At 71.2% G+C, this 19,551-nt stretch carries 17 protein-coding genes; 4 read left to right on the top strand and 13 right to left on the bottom strand.

Translation table 11 applies throughout. The features are described 5' to 3' along the window. Positions 1-164: 164 nt before the first annotated feature. The 4 genes from efeB to dnaG all read right to left on the bottom strand — a co-directional run bounded on the left by efeB (position 165) and on the right by dnaG (position 5,814). The gene (efeB, locus tag ACQP2O_RS14385; protein ID WP_433184172.1) at positions 165-1,385 is read right to left on the bottom strand and encodes an iron uptake transporter deferrochelatase/peroxidase subunit; all 1,221 of its coding nucleotides are present in this window, start codon (positions 1,383-1,385) and stop codon (positions 165-167) included. Next, entirely contained in the window at positions 1,385-2,512 is a 1,128-nt protein-coding gene (gene efeO / locus ACQP2O_RS14380) for an iron uptake system protein EfeO (protein WP_433184169.1), read from the bottom strand. Before efeO ends, efeB begins: the two co-directional genes overlap by 1 nt. Before the next feature lie 204 nt (positions 2,513-2,716). After that, positions 2,717-3,862 (bottom strand): RNA polymerase sigma factor RpoD, encoded by a 1,146-nt coding sequence (rpoD, locus tag ACQP2O_RS14375; RefSeq protein ID WP_433184166.1) that lies wholly within the window; start codon positions 3,860-3,862, stop codon positions 2,717-2,719. A 71-nt stretch (positions 3,863-3,933) separates the two neighbouring features. Continuing rightward, on the bottom strand, positions 3,934-5,814 hold the full coding sequence (dnaG, locus tag ACQP2O_RS14370) for a DNA primase (protein ID WP_433184163.1): 1,881 nt from the start codon (positions 5,812-5,814) through the stop codon (positions 3,934-3,936). A gap of 321 nt (positions 5,815-6,135) precedes the next feature. Here dnaG and ACQP2O_RS14365 point away from each other — a divergent pair, with 321 nt between their 5' ends. Next, positions 6,136-7,410 (top strand): ABC transporter ATP-binding protein, encoded by a 1,275-nt coding sequence (locus ACQP2O_RS14365; protein WP_433184160.1) that lies wholly within the window; start codon positions 6,136-6,138, stop codon positions 7,408-7,410. 20 nt (positions 7,411-7,430) lie between these two features. Here the strand turns inward: ACQP2O_RS14365 and ACQP2O_RS14360 are convergent, their stop codons facing one another. From ACQP2O_RS14360 to ACQP2O_RS14330, 7 genes are all read right to left on the bottom strand, one after another. Continuing rightward, positions 7,431-8,300 carry a hypothetical protein gene (locus tag ACQP2O_RS14360; protein WP_433184157.1) on the bottom strand — a complete coding sequence of 290 codons (870 nt, stop codon included), beginning with the start codon at positions 8,298-8,300 and terminating at the stop codon, positions 7,431-7,433. A gap of 99 nt (positions 8,301-8,399) precedes the next feature. Then, positions 8,400-9,569 carry a glycoside hydrolase family 88/105 protein gene (locus ACQP2O_RS14355; RefSeq protein ID WP_433184154.1) on the bottom strand — a complete coding sequence of 390 codons (1,170 nt, stop codon included), beginning with the start codon at positions 9,567-9,569 and terminating at the stop codon, positions 8,400-8,402. 16 nt (positions 9,570-9,585) lie between these two features. After that, on the bottom strand, positions 9,586-11,316 hold the full coding sequence (locus tag ACQP2O_RS14350) for an L-lactate permease (protein ID WP_433184151.1): 1,731 nt from the start codon (positions 11,314-11,316) through the stop codon (positions 9,586-9,588). 159 nt (positions 11,317-11,475) lie between these two features. Continuing rightward, on the bottom strand, positions 11,476-11,916 hold the full coding sequence (locus tag ACQP2O_RS14345; protein WP_433184148.1) for a carboxymuconolactone decarboxylase family protein: 441 nt from the start codon (positions 11,914-11,916) through the stop codon (positions 11,476-11,478). An 88-nt stretch (positions 11,917-12,004) separates the two neighbouring features. Beyond that, positions 12,005-12,868: an RNA polymerase sigma factor SigJ gene (gene sigJ / locus ACQP2O_RS14340; RefSeq protein WP_433184145.1), complete on the bottom strand. Its 864-nt coding sequence runs from the start codon at positions 12,866-12,868 to the stop codon at positions 12,005-12,007. 123 nt (positions 12,869-12,991) lie between these two features. After that, positions 12,992-14,227: an NAD(P)/FAD-dependent oxidoreductase gene (locus ACQP2O_RS14335; RefSeq protein WP_433184142.1), complete on the bottom strand. Its 1,236-nt coding sequence runs from the start codon at positions 14,225-14,227 to the stop codon at positions 12,992-12,994. Positions 14,228-14,337: 110 nt separating this feature from the next. Beyond that, positions 14,338-15,600 carry a deoxyguanosinetriphosphate triphosphohydrolase gene (locus tag ACQP2O_RS14330; RefSeq protein ID WP_433184139.1) on the bottom strand — a complete coding sequence of 421 codons (1,263 nt, stop codon included), beginning with the start codon at positions 15,598-15,600 and terminating at the stop codon, positions 14,338-14,340. Between the two features lie 199 nt (positions 15,601-15,799). Here ACQP2O_RS14330 and ACQP2O_RS14325 point away from each other — a divergent pair, with 199 nt between their 5' ends. Together ACQP2O_RS14325 and ACQP2O_RS14320 are read left to right on the top strand one after the other, a co-directional pair. Further along, positions 15,800-16,303 (top strand): NUDIX hydrolase, encoded by a 504-nt coding sequence (locus ACQP2O_RS14325; RefSeq protein WP_433184136.1) that lies wholly within the window; start codon positions 15,800-15,802, stop codon positions 16,301-16,303. Positions 16,304-16,389: 86 nt separating this feature from the next. Further along, entirely contained in the window at positions 16,390-17,910 is a 1,521-nt protein-coding gene (locus ACQP2O_RS14320; RefSeq protein WP_433184133.1) for a M48 family metalloprotease, read from the top strand. A 29-nt stretch (positions 17,911-17,939) separates the two neighbouring features. Here the strand turns inward: ACQP2O_RS14320 and ACQP2O_RS14315 are convergent, their stop codons facing one another. Next, the gene (locus ACQP2O_RS14315) at positions 17,940-18,434 is read right to left on the bottom strand and encodes a cupin domain-containing protein (protein ID WP_433184130.1); all 495 of its coding nucleotides are present in this window, start codon (positions 18,432-18,434) and stop codon (positions 17,940-17,942) included. Between the two features lie 32 nt (positions 18,435-18,466). After that, the gene (locus tag ACQP2O_RS14310) at positions 18,467-18,838 is read right to left on the bottom strand and encodes a DUF4267 domain-containing protein (RefSeq protein ID WP_433184127.1); all 372 of its coding nucleotides are present in this window, start codon (positions 18,836-18,838) and stop codon (positions 18,467-18,469) included. Positions 18,839-18,927: 89 nt separating this feature from the next. Here ACQP2O_RS14310 and ACQP2O_RS14305 point away from each other — a divergent pair, with 89 nt between their 5' ends. Continuing rightward, positions 18,928-19,500, top strand: coding sequence for a TetR/AcrR family transcriptional regulator (locus ACQP2O_RS14305; protein ID WP_433184125.1), 573 nt, complete (start codon positions 18,928-18,930; stop codon positions 19,498-19,500). The last annotated feature ends 51 nt before the right edge of the window (positions 19,501-19,551 follow it).

Raw genomic sequence — 19,551 nt, 5'->3', positions numbered from 1 at the left:
GCCCAGAGCGCACCCGGCCTCGGCAGACACGCTTCACCAGGACGGCGCACGGCCCCGGGCGCTCACGGACCCTGCAAGCACCGCCCCGGCGGACGTTACGGCCCAGAGCGCTCCCGGCCTCGGCGGGCACTCGCCGATCCCGGCCGTCGTGCCGCCGCGAGGGGTCAGGTGAAGAGGCCCTCGCCCCAGTAGCCGCCCTTGCGGACGCCGGGCGGGCATGCCCAGATGCCCGAGCCGACGTGCTGGACGTACTCGTTCATGGCGTCGTTGCCGGCGAGCTTGTTCTGCAAGGGGACGAACTGCTTGCGTGGGTCCCGCTGGTAGGCGATGAAGAACAGGCCGGCGTCGAGGCGGCCGAGCCCATCCGTGCCGTCGGTGAAGGAGTAGCCGCGCCGCAGGATGCGGACGCCGCCGTTGCTGTCGGGGTGGGCGAGCCGGACGTGGGAGGTGGCGGGCAGCTTGGCGAGCGGGACCGGGTCGTGCTCGCTCTTGGCCCCGTACGCGTTGCCCTCGCCCTTGGTGCGGCCGAAGATGTCCTGCTGCTCCTGCAGGGACGTGCGGTCCCAGGTCTCGATGTGCATGCGGATGCGCCGGGCGACGACGTACGATCCGCCGGCCATCCAGGCCGCCCCGTCGGAGCCGGACGCCCAGACGTGCTGGTCGAGGGCCTTGGCCTCGGTGCCCGCGATGTTGCGGGTGCCGTCCTTGAAGCCGAACATGTTCCGCGGCGTCTGCTTGTCCGGCGTCGTCGAGGACGTCTTGCCGAAGCCGAGCTGCGACCAGCGTACGGAGACCACGCCGAAGCCGATGCGGGCGAGGTTGCGGATGGCGTGCACGGCGACCTGCGGGTCGTCCGCGCAGGCCTGGACGCAGATGTCGCCGCCGGTGCGGGTGGGGTCGAGGTTGTCGCCGGCGAAGTGCGGCAGGTCGATGAGGGCGGCCGGGCGCTTGGCCTTGAGGCCGAAGCGGTCCTTGCCGTCCTTCTCGAAGAGCGTGGGCCCGAACCCGATCGTGAGGGTGAGCCGCGCCGGGGGCAGGCCGAGCGCCTCCCCGGTGTCGTCGGGCGGTGAGTCGCCGAGGCCGCCGGCGGCGGAGCCGTACGGGTGCCCGCCGGTGAACGCGGCGGCGGCCGCGGTCCACTCCTTCAGCATCCGGATCAGGCGGCCCCGGTCGTCGGTGACGACGTCGAAGGCGGCGAAGTGCAGGCGGTCCTGCACGGGGGTGGCGATCCCGGCCTGGTGGGCGCCGTGGAAGGGGACGGCCTCCTCGTCGGCGGGCTTGTCGTCGCCTGCCTGGGCGACGCTGACGAGCCCGGCGCCGGCGGCGGCGCCCGCCGCCAGCGTCACACCCGAGTATCCGAAGAGCCTGCGCCTGCTGAGCTCCATTACTTGGCCACCGCCCCGGCGAGCTTCGACAGCGGCTCTCCGAGCGCGTTCACCTCGTCGGAGAGGTCCTTGCGGTCCTTGGCGCCGACCTTGTCGTAGGAGACGTAGCCGTCGCCCTGCTGGAACTTGGTCAGCAGCTTCTGCACCTTGGCGAACTCGGTGTCGAGAGTGGAGGCCAGCTCGGCGTCCTTCTCCTGGACGACCGGCTTGAGCAGCTCGTACACCTTCTGCGCGCCGTCGACGTTGGCCTTGAAGTCGACCAGGTCGGTGTGGGAGAAGGTCTCCTCCTCGCCGGTCACCTTGCCCGTCGCCACCTCGTCGAGGAGCTCCTTGGCGCCGTTGGCCATCGAGGTGGCGGTGATCGCGGCGGTGCCGACCTTGGCCTTGAGCGCCTGCAGGTCCTTGATGAGCTGGTCGGCGTACGGCCCCTCAGCGGAGATCGAGCCGGTCTTCCACAGCGCCTTCTCGATCTGGTGCCAGCCGGTCCACTTCTCGCCCGCCTTGAGGTCGGCCTCGCGCAGGTCGACCTTCGGGTCGATGTCCCCGAAGGACTCGGCGACCGGTTCGATGCGCTCCCACCCGATGCGGGAGGGGGCGTACAGCGCCTTGGCCTTCTCGACGTCGCCCTTCTTCACGGCTGCGGCGAACTCCGTCGCCTTGGAGAGCGTGTCGTCGACCTGCGCTGCGACGTACGTCCGGTAGGAGGCGACGGCCTGGTCCAGGCGCGGGTCGGCGGCCTTGCCCTGGCCGGTCACGGTGATCGGCTGAGACGGGCCCTTGCCGGTCATCCCGGCGCTGCACATGACCTTGTACGTGCCGGCGGAGAGCTGGACGGTGACCTCCGCGCCGGTGCCGGGGCCGATGTTCTCGCGCTCTGAGACGATCTTGCCGTCCGGTGCGAGGATCTCCAGCTCGTTCACCTGCGAGCCCTTGTTGGTGACCTTGAACGTCACCGCTCCGGCCGCCGCGCTCTTGGTGCCGACGTCGCAGGAGGAGTCGGTGGCGGTGACCTCGATCGCCCCGGTGCCGCCCTTCGCACCGCCCTTGTCGTCCTTCCCACACGCCGACAACGCGGTCAGGGAGACGAGGGCGGCGCTCGCGGCGGCGAGCACGTGGACAGGACGCATGGGGTCTCCAGTGAGGCGAAAGGCGGTCGAGCGCCCGTTGTGGCGGGCATGAGTCGGGGACACCTGATAAGGCATACCTAACTTAGCTTTACCTAACCTCACTTCGTCAAGCGGCAGCGGGGCCGGCGCGGTGTGAACATCACCACGCCGGCCCCGCTCGAGACCGCCTGTCTCCGGATGGACGGGCCGTCCGGAGAGCCGCCCTTACTCCAGATATTCGCGGAGCATCTGCGCGCGCGTCGGGTGCCGCAGTTTCGCCAGGGTCTTCGACTCGATCTGCCGGATCCGCTCCCGCGTGACGCCGAACTCCCGGCCGACCTCCTCGAGGGTGCGCGGATGGCCGTCGGTCAGGCCGAAGCGCAGCTGGATGATCCGCTGCTCCCGGTCCGACAGCGACCCCAGGATCCCGCCGAGCTGATCCTGGAGGAGGATGAACGCCGCCGCCTCCATCGGCACGACCGCGTCGGCGTCCTCGATGAAGTCACCGAGGTCGGAGTCCTCCTCGCCGATCGGCGACTGGAGGGACACCGGCTCCTGGGCGACACGCTGGATCTCGACCACCCGGTCGGGCGGCAGCCCCATCTCCACCCCGATCTCGTCGGGAGTCGGCTCCCGACCGAGATCCTGGTGGAGCTGGCGCTGGACGCGCACCAGCTTGTTGATGGTCTCCACCATGTGCACCGGGATCCGGATGGTCCGGGCCTGGTCCGCGATCGCTCGCGTGATCGCCTGGCGGATCCACCATGTCGCGTACGTCGAGAACTTGTACCCCTTGGTGTAGTCGAATTTCTCGACCGCACGGATCAGCCCGAGATTCCCCTCCTGGATCAGATCGAGGAACAGCATGCCGCGGCCGACGTAACGCTTGGCGATGGACACCACCAGGCGCAGATTGGCCTCGATCAGTCGTTGCTTCGCCCGTACTCCGTCATGGGCGAGCAGTTCGAGGTCCGAGCGTTCGCCGGGAGCGATGATGGCCGTGTGGGCCAGCTTCTCCTCGGCGAACAGTCCCGCCTCGATCGATTTAGCGAGTTCTACTTCTTCTTCTGCCGTGAGCAGCGGTACGCGTCCGATCTCGCGCAGGTAGATACGGACCAGGTCGCTTGTCGGCGTCGCCCGCCTTCCGAGGTCGTCCCCGTCAGCTCGCGCGGAGTCCTCGTGCCCACTTGGGGACTCGAGGACCTCCACCCCCTGCTCCGCGAGCATTCGGACGACTCGGTCGGCCGAGTCCGCCGGCAGTTCGGAGCGATCGATCGCGGCGGCGACGTCGTCCACCGTTATTCCACGTTCTCTGCCGCGTGCGACGAGGTCCGCCACCTGTTCAACCGGCGGCGTCTCGCTTGGCAGCACCGAAGGGCCCACGGTGACAGTGTGCGGCAAGGGGCCCGGATTCCGGGGGACCCATTTTTGAGTCCCAGGGGTCACAGAGAGCTGATCGCTCGCTCCCGCAACACCTTTCGCTGCAGCTCAAGAGCCATGAGGTCGCCGAACAGGCGGTTGTACTCCTCTTGGAACTCGACCGGATTCAGCCGCCGGAGTTTCGACTGCAGTTTGGTGATCTCCCGAGTGACCTGGATCTCCTGCAATCTGGACAGCATTGCGGCGGCATATCGGTCGTCCGGATCTCCGGCGGAGCGCAGCGGCTCGACGGCCAGACCGGTGATCAGGTCTCTGACCTCGTCATTCGGCGCGGCGTCGCGCAGCCGCCCGGCCCACTCCGGCCCGCCGCCCGCCGAGGCGACGCCGCCGAGGTCCGCGATCAGCGCCCGTACGGCGCCGTGGCCCGGGACGATCAGCGCCTCGGTGGGCATCGCGTCGAACGCCGGCCCGAGCAGCGCCGGCCGCTGCACCGCGAGCTTCAGCGTCTCCCGCTCCACCTGGACGACCGGGTCGTACGGATCCTGGGCCGGACGCCGCGGCGCCGGGGCCGGCTCGGGCCGCCGGGCGCGCGCGTCGCCGCGCCGGGACTCACCGGGACGGCCCGTGGCGTGCTCGCGGACCCGCCGGAGCACGAACTGCTCGTCGAGGAAGCCGGTCCACTTGTCCAGGTCGATGGCGTAGCGGTCGCGCATCCCCCGGTCCCTGATCCCCGCGATGATCGGCGCGGCGGCGTCGATCGCGGCGAGCCGGCCCTCGGTGGTGTCGAGGTCGTACTTGGCGATGGTCGCCTGGATCGCGAACCGGAACAGCGGCGTGCGGGAGGCGACCAGGTCGCGCACTGCCGCGTCGCCGTGCTTCAGCCGCAGGTCGCAGGGGTCCAGGCCGTCCGGCTGCACGGCGACGAACGTCTGGGCGGCGAACCGGTGCTCTGACTCGAACGCCCGCAGCGCGGCCTTCTGCCCCGCCGCGTCGCCGTCGAAGGTGAAGATCACCTCGCCGCTGGCCTCGTCCTGATCCATCAGCAGCCGGCGCAGGATCTTGATGTGCTCGTCGCCGAAGGAGGTGCCGCAGGTGGCGATGGCGGTGCCCACGCCCGCCAGGTGGCAGGCCATGACGTCGGTGTAGCCCTCGACGACGACCGCCTGCCGCCGCTTGGCGATGTCCTTCTTCGCCAGGTCGGCGCCGTACAGCACCGAACCCTTCTTGAACAGCGGCGTCTCGGGGGTGTTGAGGTACTTCGGGCCGTCGTCGCGCTCCTCCAGACGGCGCGCGCCGAACCCGATGACGTCGCCGGTGAGGTCGCGGATCGGCCAGATCAGCCGGCCGCGGAACCGGTCGATCGGCCCGCGCCGCCCCTGGCTGGCCAGCCCGCCGGTGACGAGCTCCTTGTCGGTGAACCCCCGGCCGCGCAGGTGGCGGACGAGCGCCTCCCATTCGTTCGGCGCGTAGCCGACGCCGAACCGCTCGGCGTCCTCCCGTCCGAAGCCGCGCTCGGCGAGGAACCGGCGGCCGATCTCGGCCGCCGGGGTCATCAGCTGCTCGGTGAAGAACTCCGCCGCGGCGCGGTGCGCCTCGACCAGGCGGGTCCGCTCGCCCTTCTGCCGGCCGGGGACGTAGCCGCCCTCGTTGTAGCGGAGCTGCACGCCGGCCTTCGCGGCGAGCCGCTCGATCGCCTCGGCGAACGAGAGGTGCTCGATCTTCTGGACGAAGCCGATCGCGTCGCCGCCTTCTCCACAGCCGAAGCAGTAGAACATTCCGTTCGAAACGTTGAAAGATGGCGACTTCTCGTCATGAAACGGACAGAGGCCTTTGAGTGCGCCGCCGCCCGCGTTGCGGAGCTGGACGTACTCCCCCACGACCGCGTCGATCGGCGACCGTTCACGTACGAGGGCGATGTCTTCATCACGGATCCGGCCTGCCACGTCGGCAGTCTAGTCGCGACCTCGGACACCGGCGGCCGTACCGGACACCCCGCCGGAGCGGCCGGGGACACCCGGCCGGAACCACCGGGGACGCCCACGGGCGCCGACGGTGACGCCCCACCGGAGCCGCTCACCGGCCTTACTCAAAAGCGTGACGACACTATGGACAAATCACGGAATGGCGCGATGTACTTACTCAACTTCGGCGGCCCACGGCGGATGCCGCCGTCACTCGGCATCGAGTGGTTCGGGGGCCGGATCGGGGCACGCGCGAGCGACGGAGGACACGCCACGGGTCGTCCCCTGACGCGAGGTGAAGCGATGACCGAAGTCGTCCTCGATGCGGTGAACAAGGTCTACCCGGACGGGTTCCACGCCGTACGGGACGTGAGCCTGCGGGTTCCCGACGGCGAGCTGTTCGTGCTCCTCGGCCCGTCCGGCTGCGGGAAGTCGACGCTGCTGCGCATGGTCGCGGGCCTGGAGGAGATCACCGCCGGCGACCTGTACCTGGGCGGCCGGTTCGCCAACCATCTCGCGCCGCGCGAACGCGACCTCGCGATGGTCTTCCAGAACGGCGCGCTGTACCCACATCGCAACGTCCGGGGCAACATCGCGTTCCCGCTGGAGATCTCCGGCGACGACTCGGCGGCCGCCGACGAGCGCATCGTCGAACTGTCGCGGGCGCTGGGGATCGAGGAGACGCTGCACCGCCTGCCCTCGACGCTGTCCGGCGGCCAGCGGCAGCGGGTCGCGATGGGCCGGGCGCTGATCCGCGAACCCGGGATCTTCCTGATGGACGAGCCCCTGTCCAATCTCGACGCGGGCCTGCGCACCGAGCTCCGCATGGAGATCGGCGCCCTGGTCCGCTCCCTCGGCGTGACCACGCTCTACGTCACGCACGACCAGACCGAGGCGCTCACGCTCGCCGACCGCGTGGCCATCATGCGGCAGGGCGTCCTGCAGGACGTCGGCACTCCGCAGCAGGTGTACGCCGACCCGGCCACGATGTTCGTGGCGGCCTTCCTCAGCACCCCGCCGATCAACCTCGTGCGGGTCTCAGTCTGGGCGGATCAGAGCGAGGGGATCGTGCTCGGCCTGGGGAACCATCGGCTGGTCCTGCCGTGGACCGACCCCCGGTCGCCCGCGCTCGTGCCCCGCCACGGCACGTACGTGACGGCGGGGATCCGCGCCGACGCCCTGCGCCCGGCGGCCGACGGCCTGCTGGCGGGGCGGGTCCGGGCGCTGGAGTTCCACGGCTCGGAGTGGCTCGCCTACGCCGAGGCCGGCCTGCCGCACGTCGACGCCGAGGCCCCGTACGAGAACGAGGCGCCCTCGCCCGCCCCCGCGCGGCAGGCCAACGGGCACGGCGACGGCGGCATGCTGCGCCGGATCCTGCGGACCGCCGGGCTCGTCACCGAGGAGGCCCCCGCCGAGCGGATCTCCCACGGGGGCACCCACCGCCGGTCCGACGTGGTCTTCCGGCTGGAGTCGCGGTCCGGCGTCACCGCGGGCGACACCGTACGGCTCGCCGTCGACACCGACCGCGTCCTGTTCTTCGGCGACGACGGCCGCCGCATCGACCCGGTGCGCCGCTGACCCTGGCCGGGGAAACGAGGTCAGATGCCGGTCCGGTCCGCGCCGGCCTTCCGGAGCACGCGCTCGAGGACCATGACCCGGTCGGTCTCGGGTGGGAGCTCGGTCAGCAGGCGTCGTAGCCGTTTCCGGCCCGCGGAATCGAGCGCCCCGGGATCGATCTCCACGATCCCCTCCAGGGCGCGCAACGCGCTGTACTGCCCGAAGGGCTTGTCCTCGACGACCAAGGCGTCGATCAGCGCGGGGACCCGGGACGAGTCGGGGTTGGCGCGGAGGTACGCGAACGCCGCGAGCCGGAGACCGCGATCCTTGTTGGTGAGATACCAGTCGACGTCGAAGTCCTCGACCCCACGCAGGGTTTCGATCATGGACTTCAGGACGGAGGTCAGCTGCGCCGTACGCGCGCCGCCGCTCGGCATCGTCCACCGAATCCTGTTGTACTCCTTGGCGAGGCGGTCGATCCGTTCCCCCACCGTCTGCGCGCCTTCGGGCTGTGGATCCGCGACGTCACCGGCCAGCACGTGCCCGAGCCCCTCGGCGACGTCATCGGAGGTCTCCTTGGCGGCCGCGGCCTCTCGCCTCGCGTCCTGGGCGGCCTCCTTCGCGGCCTCGGCCTCTCGCTTCAGGGTGAACCCGAAGCCCGAGATCTCGGTGAAGAACGTCCCGAGCGCCAGCAGCGCCACGAGGCCGACGGCGATGACGGGCGGGTCGGTGGACTGCAGGTGCCGGCAGACCCGGACGGTCCTGCCGGCGCTCGTGAGCTGCTGATCGCAGACCTGTACCCGGAAGAACGCCACAACGCTCAACGCGGCGAGGACGAGGACACCGATGCCCGCGAGCCATCGGATGGGGAACGGGTGCCTGCTCTTCTCCGCGCGGGACTCGGTCTCCATCCGGCACATGCTCTCCGAGCGATGATCCGCTGTCCACCGCGTCCTGCTGTTCGGCGACGACGGCCGCCGCATCAACCCGGTGCGCCGCTGAGCCCTGGGTCACGTCGTGAGCCGGGCCACCTCCGTTCCGGCGAGCAGGAAGCCGCCCACGCCGAAATCGGTCGTGCCGTCGTACGTCACCGGCTGGCTCGACTCCGGTTCATAGCCGACGCCCTGGACGTAGCCGAGAACGCCGTCCGGGTGCACCGCCGTGGCGACCATCCCGTTCCACGCCCGGGCGACCACCGGAAGGTAGGTGGCCCGGTCGAGCAGGCCCGCGCCCACGCCGTACGCGATCCCGTAGGCGAACAGGGCGGTGCCGCTCGTCTCAGGGCCCGGCAGGTGCGCCGGGTCGCCGAGGTCGACGTTCCAGAAGCCGTCGGAGCGCTGGACCTTTCGCAGGGCCGCGGCCATCGCCTGGAGCCGGGCGCGGTACTCCTTCGCCCGGCCGGCGGGCAGGACCGGCAGGACCTTCGCGAATGCCGCGAGCGCCCAGCCGTTCCCGCGCGACCAGTAGACGCTCTTGCCGTTCGGCGACTTGGTGCCGCCGGGCAGCACGAACCGCTTGTCCCGCCACCAGAGGGCGTCGGCAGCGCGGTACAGGCCGTGACCGCCCTCGACGTTCTTCGTGTGGGCGTACAGCGCGTCCATCTTGTCCCAGTACCGGGTGTCACCGAGGAGGCTCCCGACGCGGGCGAAGGGCGGCATCGCCATGTGCAGGGCGTCGACCCACCACCAGTCGTCGTCCTTGGCCGCGTCGGAGCCTTCCACCATGAGCCGGAGGGACTCCTCGATCGCCGCGACCTTCTCTTTCGCCGGCTCGACCTCATTGAGGTCGAGGTACGCCTGCCCTGCGCACTGGTTGTCGGCGAGCCGGGTGCTCACGCCCGTGTTGAGGCCGTACGACCACTTCTCCGCCCACGTCCGGGCGTAGTCGAGGTACCGGCCGTCTCCGGTGAGGCGGTGGAGCGCCAGGTCGCCGCTGAAGTACGTCGCGCGGGCCCACTTGTCGTCGCCGGGGTCGGTGTGCGCGCCGATCCAGTGGTCGTTGACCCGGCGGAGGACGGCGATGACCTCGGCCCGGCTCGGCAGCACGGGGGACGGAGCGGCCCGCCCGACGCCCGCCGTCGCCGGCCGGCCGCCCACGGCGGACAGCGCCAGCCCGGAGCCGCCCGCCAGGGCCGCCGCCGTAAGGAAACGTCGCCGGTCCATCGCGAACCGTCTCGTCACATCACCCTCCTGGAGTTCAAGGGACCATCCAGCCGAACACCGGTGTGGACTGGAGCCAGACGAGCACGCACATCAGCAGGAGCAGCAGCGCGCTCCAGCCGAACACCCGCCGGAACAGCGTGCCCTCCGCGCCGACGACGCCGACGGCGGCGGTGCCGATCGCGAGGTTCTGCGGGGAGATCATCTTGGCCATGACGCCGCCGGAGGTGTTCGCCGCGCCGAAGAGCACCGGTGACACGTTCAGCTGGTGCGCCGCCGTCACCTGCAGGTTGCCGAACAACGCGTTGGAACCCGCGTCGGTACCGGTGATCGTCACGCCGAACCAGCCGACGACGGGCGACAGGAACGCGAAGAACCCGCCGGCCTTGGCCAGCCAGACGCCGAGCGTGGAGATCTGCCCGGACAGGTTCATGACGTACGACAGCGCGAAGACGCACAGGATCGTGAAGATCGCCCAGCCGAACTGACGGACCGTCTCGGCGTACGCCTTCAGGCCCGTGAGCGGGCTCATCCGCAGGGCGGCGAGCGTCAGCAGCCCCGACACGAACAGCAGGGTGCCGGTCGCGCCCATCCAGTTCAGCACGTACGTGGCGGCGACCGGCTTGCCGGTGGGGCCGGTGATGTGCTGCAGTCCGGGCCACTTGAAGACGTGCCCGACCGGTACGCCGAGGACGGTGCCGACCGGTTTGCCCGGGGTGACGGCCAGCCGATTCTTGACGGCGTCGATCTGCGCGAGCGAGAACAGCGCGATGACGATGGCGTACGGGGCGAACGCCCGGACGACGTCGGCCTTCGAGTCTCCGTCCGGCGGGCCGATCCGGCGCTCGAACGCCGGGTCGTCGACCGAGCCGCCCGCGATGACCGGCGCGGTGACCGGCGTCTCGCTCTCGCCCGGCCGCCACACCCGGCCCAGCAGGATGATCGCGCCCGCCGAGATCAGCGCGGCGAAGATGTCACAGAGCCGGTACGACCAGTAATTGGAGAACACGAACTGGCAGACGCCGAAGGTCACGCCCGCGGTGAGGGCGGCCGGCCAGGCCTGGCGCAGCCCTCGCCGGCCGTCGGCGACGCCCACGAGGATGAAGGGCACGAAGACCGCGAGGATCGCGGTCTGCCGGCCCGCCATCGAGCCGAAGTCCTCCGGCTTCAGGCCGGTCGCGGTGCCGAGGATGGTGATCGGGTTGCCGAGGCCGCCGAAGGCGACCGGCGCGGTGTCGGCGATCAGCGCCAACGCCGCGGCCTTGATCGGATCGAAGCCGATCGCGATGAGCATGACGGAACAGATCGCGACCGGGCCGCCGCCCCCGGCCAGGGCCTCGAGCAGCGCCCCGAACGAGAAGGCGATCACGATGGCCTGCACCCGGCGGTCGTCGCTGACGGTGGCGAACGCCCGCCGCAGCACCGCGAAGTGCCCCGACTTGACGGTCAGGTTGTAGATCCAGATGGCGTTGAACGTGATCCAGAGGATGTTCAGGACGCTGAGCACGGCGCCGTACAGCCCGGCGTCGAGCGTCTGGGCCAGCGGCATGGAGTAGGTGAACAGCGCCACCCCGATGGCGAGGACGAGGGCGACGAGGCTCGCCCAGTGCGCCTTCCAGCGGAGCCCGCCGAGGAGGACGAGCAACGCGATGAGCGGAAGAAGGGCCAGCAGGGCGCTGAGGGTGAGAGAGCCGGTGGGATCGAGGTTCTGGTGGAACAACGGGCACCTCCCGGAGGCATGGGCGTGCACCTGTGAGGGTGAGATCATCGTCCCATCCCCTCCGAGACAAGAAAAGTCAGAGATCCGAGCAATACAGGCGACTTTTGCCCTGTACGGCCATAGTTCAGCTCATATGGGCACGATTGGTCGGATCTCTAACGGCGAACGGCGCGCCGTCCGATGGACGACGCGCCGTTCCCGGGGGGGTCAGTCGCGGTTCGGGGGCTCGGTGTGCATGGTCCCGGCGATGCGGTTCCACATGTTGATCTGCGCGACCTGGGCCACGAGGAACGCGGCCTCGTCCTCCTTGAACGCGTCGGTCACCGCGGTCCAGATCTCGTCGGTGACCTCCTCGGGTCCCTTCGTGGCGGCCTCGGCGTAGGCCAGCGCGGCCTGCTCCGCCCCGGTGTACAGCTGCGACTCCCGCCAGGCGGGAAGCTGGATGATCCGGTTCAGGTTCTCGCCGAGTTCGAGGGCCTCGTGGGTGTGCATGTCGATGCAGAAGAGGCACTTGTTCATCTGCGAGGCGCGGATCTTGACGAGCTCGCGGATCGTGGCGTCCAGCGGGCCTTTGCGGATCGCCTGCTCCGCCAGAAGGAAGGTCTTGTACACCTGGGGCGCCAGTTCGGCGACGTTCAACCGTGACATCGTCGTCGGCCTTTCTCTCGGATATCCGTGTCGTCGCCAGGGAGACGAGACGGCCCCCGCCGGTGTGACGGGATCCGGCGGAAAAGATTCAGTGGGCCAGGTCGACGTGCGCGAGCTTGTCCGGATTGAGCATTCGCCGGACCGCCAGGATCCGGCCGTCGGCCGCGATGTCGTAGGTGTCGATGAGCCAGAGGCGCCCGTCGCGGTAGACCGCGATCGCCGGCTCGCCGCCGACCTCACAGGGCACGACGACGCCGGTCGGGGTCCAGCGCCGGCGGACGCGGTCCAGCACCTCCGCGATCCGCTCGCCGCCGAGGATGAGCTTGCGCGCCGCCGAGACCTTGCCGCCGCCGTCGGTGACGTAGACCGCGTCCGGGTGCAGGAGCTTGATGAGCTGCTCGAGGTCGCCCGCCTCGTAGGCGGCGCGGAACACGGTGAGCACGCGCTCGCGCTCGGGGCGGCCGGCCCGCGGCTGCTCCTTCGCGGCGGCCACACGGCGGCGGGCCCGGGAGGCGAGCTGCCGGCTCGCCGCCGGGGTGTTCCCGAGCACGGCGGCGACCTCGTCGAAGGGCACCTCGAAGACGTCGTGGAGCACGAACGCGACCCGCTCCGGCGGCGTGAGCTCCTCCATGACGAGGAGCATCGCGGTGCTCACCGACTCGTCGACGAGCACCGGCTCGGCGGCGTCCGGCCCGGTCAGCAGCGGCTCGGGCAGCCACGGGCCGACATACGTCTCCCGGCGCACGCGCGCGGACCGGAGGATGTCGTACGACCTGCGGGCCGCGACCGTGACCAGCCATGCCCGCCGGTCCGCCACCTCGGACATGTCGGCGGCCGTGGCACGCAACCACACGTCCTGGACGACATCCTCCGCGTCGGTCACGGTCCCGAGCAGCCGGTACGCCACCCCGAACACCGCCGGCCGATGCTCCGCCCACTCCTCCTCGGTCACACCGCGACGGTACCCCGACCCTGCCCGCGGGTCGCTCGCCCCCTCACCCGCTCGGCGAGCGACCTTAGTCGTGCCGGAGGCGCGCCGAAGGTCGCTCCGCTCGCTGCGGCGCGCTCCCTCCGATCAGAGGAGGTCGCCGAGGGGCACACCCGGGTCGGCCAGCCGCGCGGCGTCCACCGGCTTACCCGACCGGATCAGCGCCTGGATGTCCCCGGTGACGTCCCAGATGTTGACGTTCATGCCGCCCACGACCCTGCCGCCCGACAGCCAGAACGCGACGAACTCCAGGTCGTCGGTGTCGCCGGAGACGTACGCGGCCGGGTCGCTCCCGCGGTGGACGACCTGGTCGTAGCCGCCGACCCAGGCGCCGGACGCCTCCATGCCGAGCTCGTACTGGTCGGTGTAGAAGTACGGGACGCGGTCGTACGCGACCGGCTGCCCCAGCATCGAGCGTGCCGCCGCCGGGCCGCCGTTGAGGGCGTTCGCCCAGTGCTCGACGCGGATCCGCCGGCCCAGCAGGGGGTGGTAGGCGTTGGCGACGTCGCCGGCGGCGTAGATGTCGGGGTCGGAGGTGCGCAGCGAGGCGTCGACGACGATGCCGTCCTCGACCTCCAGGCCCGCCTCCTCCGCCAGGGCCGTGTTCGGCACGGCGCCGATGCCGACGATCACGACGTCGGCCTCCACCTCCGCGCCCGCCGTGGTGACCACGGACGAGTCCGTGATCTTCTCGACGCCGCCCTGGACGAACTCCACGCCGTGCCGGCGGTGCAGGGCCGCGAAGACCTCTCCGAGCTCGGTGCCCAGGGAGCGGCGCAGCGGCGTGCTCGGCGCGATCACCCGGACCTCGTTGCCGTACCCACGAGCCGCCGCGGCGGCCTCCAGCCCGATCCAGCCGGCGCCGACCACCGCGACGCGCCGGTCCCCGGACTCCAGCGCCGCGCGCAGCCGCTCGGAGTCGGGCGCGGTCCGCACGTAGTGGACGTTGTCGAGGTCGGCGCCGGAGACGGCCGGCCGCCGGACGGACGCGCCGGTGGTGAGAAGGAGCTTGGTGTAGCCGACGCTCTCCCCGTCGGCGAGCCGCACCTGACGTGCGGCGCGGTCGATGCCGGTCACCCGGACGCCGAGGCGCAGCTCGACGTCGTTGTCGGCGTACCAGGCCTCCTCGTGGACGTACGCCTTGTCCAGGGGGTCCCTGCCCGTCAGGAACTCCTTGGTCAGCGGCGGCCGCTCGTACGGCCGCAGCGTCTCCTCACCGATGAAGACCACGCGCCCGGTGAAGCCTTCCTCCCGCAGCGTCTGCGCGGCCTTGGCTCCGGCCAAGCTCGCTCCGACGATGACGTACGTCTCCGGGACGGGCATGTGCACCTCCGTACTCGCATGTTCGGCTCAGCGTCAGCCAGTATCCTCCGCCACGGTCGGTCCCGGGACGCTCACCCGGCGAAACCACGGCTAAGAGGATCTCGGTGCCGTCAGCCGAGGAGTTCGCGGTGCCAGGCCAGTGCCGAGGTGTCGGTGAGGGAGGCGACCTGGTCGACGACGACGCGCAGCCGTGCGCCGTCGTCGGCGGCCTCGGCGTAAAAGCCGCGGAAGACCGGGTCGAGCACCACCGGGGCCTTCCGCCCGACCGCGTCGGCCAATTCGGCCACGAGCTCGCGCTGCCGGGCCTGCCGGGCTCCGTGGTCCGCGCGGCCCATCACGTACTGCGCCGCGACGCCCTTCAGCACCGCGCACTCCAGCCGCTGCTCGCGCGGCACGACCAGGTCGCCCGCATAACGGGTCAGCGGACCCGTGCCGTACGCCTCCTGAGTGGCCTGTTCGGCGGCCCGGCAGAACCTGCCGATCAGCTCGCTCGTGAGGTTCTTCAGCGCGGCGGCGGCGTGCAGGCTGCCGTCGTAGACGCTCGGCCAGTACGGCTCGGCGAGCAGCGCCGCGAACCGCTCCTCCAGCTCGGGGACCTCGGCGTCGCAGTAGGACCGGGCGGTCAGCTCGCAGACGGCGCGGCGTTCGGCGGGGTCGGCCAGCCGGTCGAGGTGGATGTGCCCGGCGTGCAGCCCGTCCTCCAGGTCGTGCACGGAGTAGGCGACGTCGTCGGACCAGTCCATGACCTGCGCCTCGAAGCACGCCCGGCCGTCCGGCGAGCCCTGCCGGATCCACGCGAAGACCGCGCGGTCGTCGTCGTACACCCCGAACTTGGCGCCGTTCGCCCGCTCGGTGCCGGACGACCCGTCCGGGCCGCGCCTCGGCCAGGGGTACTTCATCGCGGCGTCGAGGGCGGCGCGGGTGAGGTTGAGGCCGACGCTGCGCCCGTCCGTCGCGAACGACTTGGCCTCCAGGCGGGTCAGGAGGCGCAGGCTCTGCGCGTTGCCCTCGAACCCGCCGCACGCGGCGGCCACTTCGTCGAGCACGGCCTCGCCGTTGTGGCCGAAGGGCGGGTGGCCGAGGTCGTGCGACAGGCAGGCGACCTCCACCAGGTCGGGGTCGCAGCCGACGGCCTTGCCGAGCTCCCGGCCGATCTGCGCGCACTCGAGGGAGTGGGTGAGCCGGGTGCGCGGGCTGTGCTGCCCGCGCTGATCGCCGGCCGCGGGCTCGACGACCTGGGTCTTGGCGGCGAGCCGGCGCAGCGCGGCGCTGTGCAGCACGCGGGCGCGGTCGCGCTCGAACGGCGTGCGGCCGCGCCGCTTCGGCGGCTCAGGCGCCCAGCGCGTCCGGTCGTGCTCGCTGTAACCGCTCATCCGAATCCGAGCGTATCCGTCCAGGGGGGATATGGCGGATCTTGTCCGTGACGCGCAGCCGAACGGAGATCCACCGAATACCCCGAGGCATGCTCTAGGAGCCGCACCGCCGGACGAAGATCTACCGGATACCCCGAGGCGAGCTCTGGGCGCCGCGCAGCCGGACGAAGATGCACCGGATGAGCCTTAGTCTGCGGCCATGCCCGATGAGTCGTACCGGCGCCGCAGCGCGCGCGTGATCCTGCTCGACGACGCCGACCGCGTCCTTCTGCTCAACCTCTACCACGATCACCGGAAGCCCCGCCGTGGCCGCTACTGGCTCACCCCCGGCGGAGGCGTCGACGCGGGTGAGGCGCTCCACGAGGCGGCGGCTCGGGAGCTGCGGGAGGAGATCGGCCTCGTCGTCGCGCCGGAGGACCTCGGGAGGCCGATCGCGACGACGTCCGGGTACGCCGAGTTCAGCTGGGCGAAGGGCACCTTCCGCGACGACTTCTTCTTCCACCGGGTCACCGCGCACGACGTCGACACCAGCGGCCTGGAGCCGCACGAGATCAAGCAGGTCATCGGGCACCGGTGGTGGACCGTGGACGAGCTGGCCGCCACCACGGAGGACGTCTATCCCCACGGCCTCGCGCCCCTGCTGCGGGACCTCGTGGCCGGCCGGCTCGCGCCCGAACCGGTCCTGCTCCCCTGGCATCACTGAGCCGACCGGTGAAACGCGGGGGCCAGATTCCAAGATCCCTAGGCTAGGGTCCTTTTCGTCCCCGTTCGCACGTCTTGAGGGCGCCCATGCTCACCACGTTCCGCGCCGCGGTCGCCGTCGTCCTGCTCGCGGGCTTCTACGTACTCGTGGCCGCCTTCACGGCCGGGACGGTCGTGTTCGACTTCTATGCGGTGAAGTACGGCCACGCGGGCGGCTTCAAGGTCGCGGCGCTGGCCACGCTGGGGGTCCTGGCGATGCTGCGCGGCGTCTTCGTCGTGGGCCGCCGCAAGGCCGAGGAGCTACCCGGCGTCGCCGTGTCGCAGCGGGACGAGCCCGAGCTGTGGCGGACGGTCGCCGAGCTCGCCCACCAGGTGAGCACGCGGGTGCCCGACGAGATCCGCCTGGTCCCCGAGGTGAACGCCGCGGTGAGCGAGGACACCCGGCTACTCGGCCTGATCCCGGGCCGGCGGTACATGTTCATCGGCATCCCGCTGATGCTGAGCCTCACCGCCGACGAGATGCGCGCCGTACTCTGCCACGAGCTCGGGCACTACAGCGGATCGCACACCCGCCTCGGCGGCATCACCTACCGGGGCCGTACCGCGCTGATCCGCACGATCGAGCGCCTGCGCGACCACGCGATCATCCGGACGGTCTTCCTGCTGTACGCCAAGCTCTACCTGCGCGTGTCGCAGGCGGTGTCCCGGCGGCAGGAGCTGGAGGCCGACGCCTCGGCCGTCGCGATCGGCGGGCGGCGGCCGATGGGCGACGCGCTCCGGAAGGTCCGCGCGAGCGCCGCGGCCTGGGACTTCTACCTCGCCTCGTACTGCTCGCTGATCGTGCCGGCCAAGGCGCGCCCCGCCGACCTGTTCGCCGGGTTCTACACGCTGCTGCGGGAACCGAGCCGCCAGGAGGAGCTCGCCAAGGTCGTGAACTCCCCCGAGGAGCGCTCGCCGTACGACTCGCACCCGAGCCTGGCCGAGCGCCTCGCCGCGATCGCGGCGCTGCCGGAGCCCAACGTCCGCCCCGACCCGCGCCCGGCGCTGGCGCTGCTGGCCGACCCGCAGCGCGCCGCGCTCGCCACGCAGGCGTCGATGCTCACCGAGGAGGCGCAGCGCCTGCCCGTCCTGGAGTGGCCGCAGATCGTCGAGCGGGGCCTGTTCACCGGCGCGAACGCCGAGGCGATGAAGGACGTCTTCACCGCGGCGGCTCAGGCGGCGAACACCCCGCAGCCGACCGTCGACACGGTGCTGCGGATCCTCGCGGGCGGCGGCGCCGGCGACCTCGGCACCCGCCTGCGGATGGCGGGCTGGCAGGGCGCCGACACTCCCGCCCTCGTGGCCCGCGTCCTCGCCCGCGCCTTCGAGGGCCTGCTCATCCAGGCGGGCCGCGCCCGCTACACCTTCTCCTGGTCCGACGTCGCCCGCCTGGTCGACGGCAGCGGCGCCGAGGTCGACCTGACCGATCTCGTACGGCGCGCGGTCGACGACCCCCGTCAGGTGAACGCCCTGTACGACGGCCTGATGCGCATCGGCATCACCCCCGCGTCCGCCCCGGCGCCGATCTCCGGCGGGATGGCACCGCCACCCGCCGGCGTTGGCGCCTGACGGGTGTTCGGCGGCGGGGTTCCTGGCGGTCATGACCGGACGTCGTTCCACACCGGGCTGGAGAGGAAGTAGGTGTCGTAGAGCTCCTGGACGTCCAGGAGGCTCTCGGGCGGCACCTTCCCGTAGGCGATGCGCTCCAGGTGGCGGAAGTACTCGAACCGCTCGACGCCGGGCGTGATGACGATGAGGATGTCGGCGTCCTCCCCCGGCGCGGCGGCGAAGGCGTGCGGGGCGTCGGGCGGCACGACCACCAGGTCCCCGCGCTCGGCGGTGACGACCTGGTCGCCGGACAGGAGCTGGGCCATGCCGTCGAGCATGTAGAACAGCTCGGCGGACCTTCCGTGCCGGTGCGGCTTGGCGCCGTCCGCGCCGTTCGCCAGGGTGACCCGCTGGGTCGACAGCGCGCCGCCGGTGGAGCCGCTGTCGGCCAGCAGCCGGATGGTGGTGGGGGCCTGGCCGATCACCTCGGCCTCGGCGGAGCGGACGACGACGGCCTCGTTGAACTCGGGTGTGATCAGGGACATGGCACTGACTCCTTATCGGGGTTTCGAAGGTCTCAGATGGCGAACATCAGGGCGGCGCTGATGAGCACGGCCACGGCGGTGGCGAAGTGGATGCCGAACGCCACGGCCTTGGCGCCGCCGTGGCGCAGGACGATCAGGGTGTCACCCAGGGGAGCGATCGCCACCGCGAGCATGTACCAGCCGACGGCGTGCGCGTTCGAGAAGGCGAGCAGGGCCGCGCCGACGACGCCGAAGGTGAAGTCGCGCACGCCCTTGATCGTCAGGTACGCGGGGTCGCCGTCCTCCTTGGCCGCCACGCCGTAGCCGGCGGCAGCGGCCTGCGGGACCACCAGGAACCGCAGGCCGATGAAGGTAACGAGGGCGACGAGAACGATGGCGAGTCCGTACGCGATGGGGGTGAGCATGGCGATCTCCGTTTTTCTAGCAGCGCTAGGAACGAGATCGACACTAGCAGAGCGATGACAGTCTGGCTAGCGGTGCTAGAATTCATGCCATGTCGATCCAGACGCGCCGGGAGCGCGAGCGTGCGGAGCGGGAACGGTTGATCGTCACGGCGGCCCGGGAGCTGGCCGAATCCGAAGGCTGGGACGCGGTGACCACGCGCCGGCTCGCCGCCGAGATCGAGTACAGCCAGCCGGTCCTCTACAGCCACTTCAAGGGCAAGGAGGCGATCATGGCCGCCGTCGCCGTCGAGGGCTGCGCCGACATGGCCGCCGAGCTGCGCGCGGCCCGCACGGCGGCGTCCGGCCCGCAGCAGGCCCTCGCCGCCGTCGGAGCGACATACGCGGCGTTCGCCGAGCGGCGCCCCGCGCTGTACGACGCGGTGTTCACGCTCGCCGTGGACCTGCCGTTCGCCACCCCGGAGGCGCCGCAGGCCCTCAAGGACGCCTTCGGCGAGCTGCGCGAGGCCATCCGCCCCTTCGCCGGCGACGACGACCTCAAGACACTCACCGAGACGTTCTGGAGCGGCCTGCACGGGCTCATGACCCTCATGCGCAGCGGCCGCCTCCGCCGCGAGGACCACGACAAACGGCTGGCCATCTTCATCGGCCGCTTCGCCCGCTGACCGCGGGCCGGCCGGGCCGGGCCTCAGATCCGCCGCGACGACACCGCGTGC

Source organism: Actinoallomurus sp. CA-150999 (genome assembly GCF_050942425.1).
Classification (GTDB): domain Bacteria; phylum Actinomycetota; class Actinomycetes; order Streptosporangiales; family Streptosporangiaceae; genus Actinoallomurus.
This window is presented reverse-complemented; position numbering and strand designations above follow the sequence as displayed.

Coding starts and splice junctions, on each gene's coding strand:
- efeB (WP_433184172.1), bottom strand. CDS start 1,385: ATGGAGCTCAGCAGGCGCAGGCTCTTCGGATACTCGGGTGTGACGCTG.
- efeO (WP_433184169.1), bottom strand. CDS start 2,512: ATGCGTCCTGTCCACGTGCTCGCCGCCGCGAGCGCCGCCCTCGTCTCC.
- ACQP2O_RS14365 (WP_433184160.1), top strand. CDS start 6,136: ATGACCGAAGTCGTCCTCGATGCGGTGAACAAGGTCTACCCGGACGGG.
- ACQP2O_RS14360 (WP_433184157.1), bottom strand. CDS start 8,300: ATGGAGACCGAGTCCCGCGCGGAGAAGAGCAGGCACCCGTTCCCCATC.
- ACQP2O_RS14350 (WP_433184151.1), bottom strand. CDS start 11,316: ATGATCTCACCCTCACAGGTGCACGCCCATGCCTCCGGGAGGTGCCCG.
- ACQP2O_RS14345 (WP_433184148.1), bottom strand. CDS start 11,916: ATGTCACGGTTGAACGTCGCCGAACTGGCGCCCCAGGTGTACAAGACC.
- ACQP2O_RS14335 (WP_433184142.1), bottom strand. CDS start 14,227: ATGCCCGTCCCGGAGACGTACGTCATCGTCGGAGCGAGCTTGGCCGGA.
- ACQP2O_RS14330 (WP_433184139.1), bottom strand. CDS start 15,600: ATGAGCGGTTACAGCGAGCACGACCGGACGCGCTGGGCGCCTGAGCCG.
- ACQP2O_RS14325 (WP_433184136.1), top strand. CDS start 15,800: ATGCCCGATGAGTCGTACCGGCGCCGCAGCGCGCGCGTGATCCTGCTC.
- ACQP2O_RS14320 (WP_433184133.1), top strand. CDS start 16,390: ATGCTCACCACGTTCCGCGCCGCGGTCGCCGTCGTCCTGCTCGCGGGC.
- ACQP2O_RS14315 (WP_433184130.1), bottom strand. CDS start 18,434: ATGTCCCTGATCACACCCGAGTTCAACGAGGCCGTCGTCGTCCGCTCC.
- ACQP2O_RS14310 (WP_433184127.1), bottom strand. CDS start 18,838: ATGCTCACCCCCATCGCGTACGGACTCGCCATCGTTCTCGTCGCCCTC.
- ACQP2O_RS14305 (WP_433184125.1), top strand. CDS start 18,928: ATGTCGATCCAGACGCGCCGGGAGCGCGAGCGTGCGGAGCGGGAACGG.